Below are 686 nucleotides of genomic sequence, written 5' to 3' on the forward strand. Positions count from 1 at the left end.
CATCAGCCTGCCCCGCCTGCAGGCGCTCGTAACCTGCATAAGCGATCATCGCCCCATTATCAGTGCATAAAGCAGGCGGCGCATAATGCACAGTGGCATTAATTTTGGCCAGTTCAGCTTCTAAGGTCTTACGCAGATGCGTATTGGCGCTGACCCCGCCAGCAATCACTAGGCGACTCATCTCTACTTGTTTTAATGCCTTCACGCATTTTTTGACTAGCGTATCGACCATGGCATGTTGGAAGCTGGCGGCAATATCGGCGCGCACTTGTGGGTCGCTGTCAGAACCAGCAGTGTCTTTGATAAGATTGTGCACCGCTGTTTTCATACCGCTAAAAGAAAAGTCCAGACCACGATGTAACATCGGACGCGGCAGCTCATAAGCACTGGGGTCGCCATTTTCGGCTAATTTAGCAATATTAGGGCCACCAGGATACGGCAGGCCGAGCATTTTGGCGGCTTTATCAAAGCACTCACCCGCTGCATCATCTATCGACTCACCCAATATCTCATACTGCCCAATACCACGGGCAGCGATCAGCAGCGTGTGTCCACCAGAAACCAGTAGCGAGACAAATGGAAAGGCTGGTGGATTGGCACCCATCAGCGGTGCGAGCAAATGCCCTTCCATATGATGGACCCCAATCGCAGGGATATCCAAGCCGTATGCCAAGCTGCGCCCAAAT

The 686-nt window shown here is 52.5% G+C and carries 1 protein-coding gene; it reads right to left on the bottom strand.

Annotation, left to right across the window (positions count from 1 at the left end):
* A partial coding sequence (locus ACS8FD_RS20915) for a tRNA (adenosine(37)-N6)-threonylcarbamoyltransferase complex transferase subunit TsaD (RefSeq protein WP_439277280.1) occupies positions 1–686 on the bottom strand: 686 nt, incomplete at both ends.

Source organism: Psychrobacter sp. 1U2 (assembly GCF_051847575.1).